This is a genomic window from Gottfriedia luciferensis (assembly GCF_002156865.1).
Classification (GTDB): domain Bacteria; phylum Bacillota; class Bacilli; order Bacillales; family Bacillaceae_G; genus Gottfriedia; species Gottfriedia luciferensis.
In genome coordinates this window covers 97558-105326 of record NZ_NCTA01000010.1, presented here as the reverse complement: position 1 = coordinate 105326, position 7769 = coordinate 97558, and the positions used below count along the sequence as shown (strand labels likewise).

At 33.7% G+C, this 7769-nt stretch carries 8 protein-coding genes; all 8 read right to left on the bottom strand.

Annotated elements, in window-relative coordinates; all coding sequences use genetic code 11:
* Positions 1 to 152: NUDIX domain-containing protein (locus B7R67_RS09825; RefSeq protein WP_142289537.1), on the bottom strand; the 152-nt coding region annotated here is incomplete at its 3' end.
* Between the two features lie 685 nt (positions 153 to 837).
* The gene (gene trxB, locus B7R67_RS09820) at positions 838 to 1785 is read right to left on the bottom strand and encodes a thioredoxin-disulfide reductase (RefSeq protein ID WP_088069931.1); all 948 of its coding nucleotides are present in this window, start codon (positions 1783 to 1785) and stop codon (positions 838 to 840) included.
* Between the two features lie 271 nt (positions 1786 to 2056).
* The gene (locus B7R67_RS09815; protein ID WP_088069929.1) at positions 2057 to 3556 is read right to left on the bottom strand and encodes a tetratricopeptide repeat protein; all 1500 of its coding nucleotides are present in this window, start codon (positions 3554 to 3556) and stop codon (positions 2057 to 2059) included.
* Positions 3557 to 3731: 175 nt separating this feature from the next.
* Positions 3732 to 4232: an acyltransferase gene (locus tag B7R67_RS09810; RefSeq protein ID WP_088069927.1), complete on the bottom strand. Its 501-nt coding sequence runs from the start codon at positions 4230 to 4232 to the stop codon at positions 3732 to 3734.
* Positions 4232 to 4876 (bottom strand): pyrophosphatase PpaX, encoded by a 645-nt coding sequence (gene ppaX, locus B7R67_RS09805; protein WP_088069925.1) that lies wholly within the window; start codon positions 4874 to 4876, stop codon positions 4232 to 4234. The genes B7R67_RS09810 and ppaX overlap by 1 nt, the downstream gene beginning before the upstream one ends.
* A gap of 13 nt (positions 4877 to 4889) precedes the next feature.
* Positions 4890 to 5831 (bottom strand): nucleoside recognition domain-containing protein, encoded by a 942-nt coding sequence (locus tag B7R67_RS09800; RefSeq protein ID WP_088069922.1) that lies wholly within the window; start codon positions 5829 to 5831, stop codon positions 4890 to 4892.
* A gap of 31 nt (positions 5832 to 5862) precedes the next feature.
* The gene (gene lgt / locus B7R67_RS09795; RefSeq protein WP_088069920.1) at positions 5863 to 6675 is read right to left on the bottom strand and encodes a prolipoprotein diacylglyceryl transferase; all 813 of its coding nucleotides are present in this window, start codon (positions 6673 to 6675) and stop codon (positions 5863 to 5865) included.
* 21 nt (positions 6676 to 6696) lie between these two features.
* Positions 6697 to 7638 (bottom strand): HPr(Ser) kinase/phosphatase, encoded by a 942-nt coding sequence (gene hprK, locus B7R67_RS09790; RefSeq protein WP_088069918.1) that lies wholly within the window; start codon positions 7636 to 7638, stop codon positions 6697 to 6699.
* Positions 7639 to 7769 lie beyond the last annotated feature (131 nt).

Sequence of the window (7769 nt, the reverse complement as noted above, 5' to 3'; positions counted from 1 at the left end):
GTTTCTTCACGATATTCGCGAACAACAGCTTCTCGTATATTTTCACCTGGTTCCATTTTACCACCAGGAGCAACCCACCAGTTTCTTCTAGGCTTTTGTAGCAGGAGGATATTATTTTCATTTAATAAAACACAATGTGTTACTCTTTGCATTTTTATACCTCACTTACAATTTCTACTTGCAGTTAGTTGAAACTGCCCATTCTATATTATACCGTTAAACCGATTTCTCAACAACTTCAAACAACGTCGTCATTATTTATTCTTTTCGAGTTCTAACGATAAAACAATACATGAAATTACAAGCATTCATAATAAAAAGAACCCTAGTCTTAACACATAAAATGTGCACAATCTAGGATTCTTTTTTAAAATAAGGCTCAGTTAAAAAGAAGGTTGATTTCCATTTTAGGATGCTCGCTTTCCTTAAGAGCAGGAACAAGGAAAGGCAGGATCTAGGGGAAAGGAAAAAATATTAAAAGACTTTAGAGAATTTTATTGATTTCCTCTAAGTAATTTATATCCTAGATGCTTTCCCTGCATTTCCTGCTCTTCCTGCTCTTCCTGTCTCCCACCTTCCACTCCAATCAACGTCTTTATCTATTCTATAATAAAATATATAAAATCTTTTCGATAATACTTTTTGTAAACAACAATAAAGATTAAAAGAGATTTAAACAAAAAAAGGGAACATGGACAAGCGCATATCCATGTTCCTAAATATATATTAGGGGGCTCTCTGGTTATTTACTATATTACACCATCATTATTTCAACTAAGTTACACCCTAATTACATATAAGTTTCAGAATATTACAATTCGAATCAAAATTTAAAATTTAGTTTGTTTTAGTTAATTCTTCTTTTAGTTCTTCAATATAATGCTGTACAGCTTGAGCTGCGATACTTCCGTCTCCTGTTGCAGTTACAACTTGACGTAAAGTTTTTTCACGAACATCACCAGCTGCAAAAATACCAGGTACTTTCGTTTCCATTACATCATTTGTTTCGATATATCCATTCTCGTTTGTAATTCCTAAATTTAAGAATGGTTTTGTTAGTGGTAGCATTCCGATGTAAATAAATACTCCGTCTGTTTTAAACTCAGATTCTTCACCGTTTTGAGTATCTACCAATGTAACGCTACTTACTTTACCGTCAGTACCGTTAATTTCTTTGATTGTTGAATTCCAAATAAATGAAATCTTTTCATTTGCAAATGCACGGTCTTGAAGAATCTTTTGAGCACGTAATTGATCTCTACGGTGAACGATTGTAACTTTAGAAGCGAATCGTGTTAAGTATACGCCTTCTTCAACTGCTGAATCTCCTCCACCAACAACTACTAACTCTTTATCTCTAAAGAACGCACCATCACAAACTGCACAGTAAGATACTCCACGTCCGCCTAGTTCTTGCTCTCCAGGTACGCCAATTTTTTTGTACTCTGCACCAGTTGTAATAATAATTGCACGTGCTTTATATTCTTTTTTACCAGCAATTACTGTTTTGTATTCTTTTCCATCAACGATTTCTTTAATATCACCATACGCATATTCAGCGCCAAACTTTTTAGCATGATCAAACATTTTATTCGATAAGTCAGGCCCTAAAATACTGTCAAAGCCTGGATAGTTTTCGATTTCCTCTGTATTAGCCATCTGTCCACCTGGAACACCGCGTTCCATCATTAGCGTAGAAAGATTTGCACGAGATGTATAAACAGCTGCAGTCATTCCTGCAGGACCAGCACCGATGATAATAACATCATAAATTTTTTCTTCCATTTTTTATTCACTCCTTGTACTTTTTAACGGCTAATTGCCCTAGTTCATTAACTACCACTATCCTAATACGTCACGACATAAAACAACAAATCATATGCTCATAAATAAGAACAGGAACAAGAATTTTAAAGACCTTAAAGTATTTAATTGATTTCCTCTAAGTAATTCTCTTCATTGGTGCTTTCCCTGTCTTTCCTGCTCTTTTTCTCTCGCATTCGCTTTTGTAAAATATTGACCTAAAAAAAGAAAGCTTGCTTAACACCATCAGGTATTAAAACAAGCTTCGAATGGCGTTAATGCCTTTATTTAATAAATAAGTAGAGATATTATAGTTTGCTGCAATTTTCTTTTGTGATACACGTTTTTCTTCATTTTCAACAAGATAATGTGTTGCAGCTAATAAAGTATTCTCATTTACAGGTAACTCTTTATATTTAAGAGTAAGTTCACAAATCGAGAAGAACCATAATTGTAATTGATTACGTAGAAGTGTATAGTCATCTTCCCAATGTGTCTGAATCTTTTTGGCACCATTTATCGCAATGTTCAAAGATGGATGCGGTTCTAAATAACACATATTATTCAATAAAACCTGTTCCAATTGCTCGTCGATTCCAATATTTTCAATTGGCTCTAAATCTTGAAGGATCGAACTAAACTTTTGTTCATAATAGTATTCCTTCATAAAATAGATTAATCCCCAACGCTCACTATTGGAATTGGAATATTTCGCTTGATATTCAGTTTCGGACATTAATTGCTCGATTTCATTTGAAGAATGCTTTTTCTCAGCCCATGGCGCTAAATCTTCGTGACCTTCAAATTCATCCGACATTTCTTGATTCCAAATACGCTCCGCCATTTCAATTCGCCCTGAACGGTATGCAGCATCACTATACATATAATAAAACTGAACTTCACGATCAGGTCGTTCCATATACAATAAATGGAATAATTTAAAAGCTTCTTCGTATCTTTGGAATTGATAGAAAAGGACACCTAACTTATGACGATGTTCCTCAGATATAGGAACAATATTTGATAAGCTCTCAAGATATCTTTGAGCAACTTCCTGTTCATTTAATATTCTTTTTAACATTGTTAAATGAATTAATGATGATAAATTCCCTGGATTTTGTTCTAAAACATACTCTAATACTCTTTCAGCTTCTTCGTGATTGCCTAAATGAAGCTCAACCAGAGCTAAATTATTATATGCCGGCCAAAATTCTTGATATTTATCAACAATATTAAGCAGAGTTGTTTTTGCAGATTTCCAATCGTGATTTGCTAAATAGCTTGTCACTCTCTCTTGAAGTACTAATAAATCGTCATTAATACTTAAATCATCATCTTCTTCACTATGAATAATATCCAAATAATCCTCTAATTCTTCTAGTTGTTCTTCATCCGTTCCAATTTCTAAATATTTTTGAGCATACAAATTTGCTTTTTGAAATAACCCTAGTTCAAAAAATGCAAATGCTAATAAATAATAGACATCTTCATTGGATGGGTATTTATCTAAAATATATTCTAAAATAGTAATTGAAGTTTGATATTGATGCATTGATAAAAGCTTTCTTGAAATATCTACAAGAACAGTTTGATTCTCTTCATTTTCAGCAGCTTTTTTCAAATAGTAGATCGCTTGCTCAGTATCGTTACTATTATAAGCTTTCATACCTTTTTCGTAGAAATAATCTTTCGGTAACGAGAACGAAACGACATTATGAAATTGATTTGTTTGATTCCCCAAATTTTCAGACATTCGATCCTCCAGTTTTTCCAGCTTATCACAGTATATCACACAAAAAGAGGAAATAGTCGACGTCCAAATTATAAGAATTTGTTAACGCGCTCCTAATTCCCACATTATCTAATAAAAGTAGTTAAAATAATATTCTAACCGAAACCCAAAATTATGGAAACCACTTTTTTAAATATTAGTTTGAAGTGTCCGATGTTGGCATTGAAATAATCGTCATAGGATTACCACCAACGAATGCTCCAGCAGGTACATCCTTATTAACGAGTGTTGCAGCTGAAATTTTCGCACCATCACCAATTGTGACGCCAGGTAATATCGTTGTATTTGCACCAACTAACACATTATCTCCAATAATTACTTCACCTAATCGATATTCATTAATTAAATATTCATGTGCTAAAATTGTAGTATTATATCCTACAATCGAATTCTTCCCTACTGAAATTAGTTCTGGAAACATTAAATCTGGAGTTACTTTAAATGCAAAGGATGTAAATTCTCCAACCTTCATGCCAATCAGATTCCTATACATCCAGTTTTTCAATCTAAAAAAAGGAACATAACGAGCTATTTCAATCACAACAACATTTCGAAAAGTTTTCCAAAATGAAACTGTCTTGTACAATTGCCAAAGTGAATTCTCGCCTTCAATTGGGAAGCGCTTAGTATTTCTCACTATTCATCAATTCCTAGAATCGATAAAATATCACTCATTTTCTCAAGCATGTAATCCGGTTGATAAGTAGCTAAAAATTCTTTTCCTTTTAGAGACCATGCAACACCCGCAGTTTTTGTTCCAGCATTTTTCCCACCTTCAATATCATGGTAATTATCCCCCACCATAATCGTTTCTTCAGGTGCAGCATTTAATTTTTTCAATGCTAATTGAATCGGTTCTGGATGCGGTTTTGCATTTTGCACATCATCAATCGTAACAACCGTATTAAAAAATTGCTTTAATCGGCTGAAACTTAATCCCATCTCTACAACATTTCTTGCTTTTGTTGTAACTATCCCAATTTTATAGCCTTTCTTATGCAAAGTTTCAACTGTCTCATAGACTGTCTCGTACTCTTCTACAAATTCATCATGCATCTCCATATTAAAACGGCGATATTCTGCGATTAGCTCGTCTACTTTTTCTGCATCTACAGATGAAAATGATTCTGTTAAAGTTGGTCCCATAAACGGAATAACATGTTCTCTTTTATATTGATCAGGATAAAATTTATTTAGTGTATGCAAGAATGAAGCGATAATTAATTCATTTGTATTGATTAACGTTCCATCTAAATCGAATAGTATCGTATTTATTTTCATAGCTATTTCCTTTCTATTTCACTTCAACTTTTAAATTTGATTGAGCTTTTCGACTGACTCTCCCGATAATCCTTGCAACAATAAAAGTAACAACTAGGGCGACAAAGAATCGGATTAAGAATAGATATAAAACTGGAATACCTAGAGGAATAAAGAGAAGTGTATCTTCAACAACAGCATGACAAGCGACTAAAAATAAGAAAACTAAATATAGATCACGCTTTGAAACACCATCTTCTTTTACAGCTTGAATCATAACACCAGCTCCAAAAGCTAATCCAAAAAACAATCCTGCTGCTAACGTAACTCCCGCCTTTGCTTCTACACCTATTAGTTTCGTAAAAGGAGATAATAATTTCGTTACATAGTTCATCCATCCAAAGTCTTTTGCGAATTGAATAACCAGCATAAGCGGGATAACAATTTTAATAAGATTATAAATACCAATTAATGAAGAAAGAATTGCTGAGTAAACTAGATTCCAACCTGAATGGTTTACAGTTTCTGAGACTGCGATTCCTTTGTGAACAATCTCTGATCCACCTGACCAAAAAAAATGAATGCATATAGCTGATATAATCGCAAAACCAATTCGAACGAATACTACAAATGATGCTCTAACCCCTACTGCCGAAGCTACAGATGTTTCAACGAATAGATTATGAGAAAAGCTTAGCATTACGGCCAAAATTAATGCTTCCTTCATCGTTAAATCCATCGGGAGCATCGCACCGAGTGCAGCATATAAATTTAAAACATTACCGAAAACTAATACTAACGCGGCATCCCCTTTTAAGCCGATAAAACTCATTAATGGTTCAAGTAAATGTACAAACCAGTCCATCAATGCTGTTTCTTTTATAATCGTTAAAATGAAAGAAATAGGGAAAATGATTTTCCCTATTTTCCAAGAAGTTTGTAAACCTACTAGTAATCCCTTTTTTAACGTTTCCAACTTGCTCCCCCACTCCCGTATAGCAAATTACTTAAGCGTCTAAATATCGTTCTTTTGATAAACCTTTTACTCGACGATATATAAGGATAATAATAGATAAAACGATGATTATGACCGAAATAAACTGAGCCATTCTAATTGTACTTGTTAACATTAGGCTATCTGTTCTTAGCCCTTCAATAAAGTAACGACCTACTGAATACCAAATTAAATAAGTTAAAAACAATTCACCACGTCTTAGGTTAACTCTTCTTAAAATAAGTAAGAAAATAATCCCTAATAAGCTCCACATTGATTCATATAAAAATGTTGGATGATAATACGTTCCATCAATATACATTTGATTAATAATCCATGTAGGTAAATGCAGACTTTCTAAAAATGCTCTAGTTACTGGCCCACCGTGAGCTTCTTGATTCATGAAGTTACCCCAGCGACCTAACATTTGTCCTACTAAAATACTTGGTGCAGCAATATCTGCAAGTTTCCAAAATGAAATACCTCTCTTCTTTGCAAAGAAGTAGCTAGCAATAAATGCACCAATTAAACCACCGTGAATTGCTAATCCGCCATGCCAAATTGCCGGTATTTCTTTGATGTGTTTGGAATAATATCCAAATTCAAAAAGAACATAATAAATTCTTGCCCCAAGAATTGCTGAAGGTAATGCAATTAAAATAAGATCCATAAATGTATCTTCTGGTACACCACGTCTCTTACTTTCACGCACTGCCAACCATAAACCTAACACAACCCCTAATCCAATCAAAACACCATACCACTTTATTGAAAGAGGACCTAAATGTAAAAAAACTTTATCTAATGGCTGAATATTTGCTTCCATTACAATTTCCCCACTTTATCATTAAATTAAATCACTAACATTATTACCGCCTTGAATTACTTTTTCCAAACGATCAGCAAATTGCTGTGCTGCGTTTACACCCATATTCTTTAATCTGAAATTCATCGCGGCTACTTCAGTAATGACAGCTAAATTTCGACCAGGTCGAACTGGCAATGTAATTTTTGAAATATCTGTATCTAAAATTCTAAGCTTTTCATCGTCTAAACCAACTCGGTCATAAACCTTTTGAGAATCCCAAGTCTCTAAATCAATATTTAATGTAATGCGCTTATAATTACGTACAGATCCTGCTCCGAAAAGTGTCATTACATTGATAATTCCTAATCCACGAATTTCTAATAAATGCTCAATTAAATCTGGTGATGAACCGATCAGCGTATCTTCATCAGTTTGACGAATCTCAACAGAATCATCAGCAACTAATCGATGACCACGTTTCACTAATTCTAGAGCTGTCTCACTTTTACCAACTCCACTTTTCCCAGTAATTAATACTCCTACACCATAAATATCAACAAGTACACCATGTAATGCTGTAGTTGGAGCAAGTTTAGCTTCTAAATAGCTCGTAAGTCTGCTATACAGTTTAGTCGTTTTACTATTTGATCGTAAAATAGGTACACCAGTTTCTTCACCTGCTTCAACTAATTCAGGTGGAATATCTAAACCTCGCGTAACAATTATACAAGGAGTATCTTCTGCACAAAGCTTTCTTAACCGATTGTGTTTTTCTTCATCAGTTAAACTTTCGTAGAATGTTAATTCTGTTTTCCCTAATAGTTGAACACGATCTGATGGATAGTAAGTAAAAAATCCTGCCACTTCTATACCTGGGCGAGATAAATCTGTAGTTTGAATAGATTTATTCAATCCAGCACTTCCACTTATAACTTCCAATTTAAAATACTCAACTATATTCTTCGTACGTAACTTAGCCATTCTAGCCTCCTAAGGATTAATAATTATGTACTATCATTCATATTGTACCATTTTTAAACTTTGCGGGAAAATGTCGACTGGTGACTTATTGATCGTAATGAATTAAAAATTATTAATAATATTAGCCCTTA

Coding starts and splice junctions, on each gene's coding strand:
- lgt (WP_088069920.1), bottom strand. CDS start 6,675: ATGGAAGCAAATATTCAGCCATTAGATAAAGTTTTTTTACATTTAGGT.
- B7R67_RS09815 (WP_088069929.1), bottom strand. CDS start 3,556: ATGTCTGAAAATTTGGGGAATCAAACAAATCAATTTCATAATGTCGTT.
- hprK (WP_088069918.1), bottom strand. CDS start 7,638: ATGGCTAAGTTACGTACGAAGAATATAGTTGAGTATTTTAAATTGGAA.
- ppaX (WP_088069925.1), bottom strand. CDS start 4,876: ATGAAAATAAATACGATACTATTCGATTTAGATGGAACGTTAATCAAT.
- trxB (WP_088069931.1), bottom strand. CDS start 1,785: ATGGAAGAAAAAATTTATGATGTTATTATCATCGGTGCTGGTCCTGCA.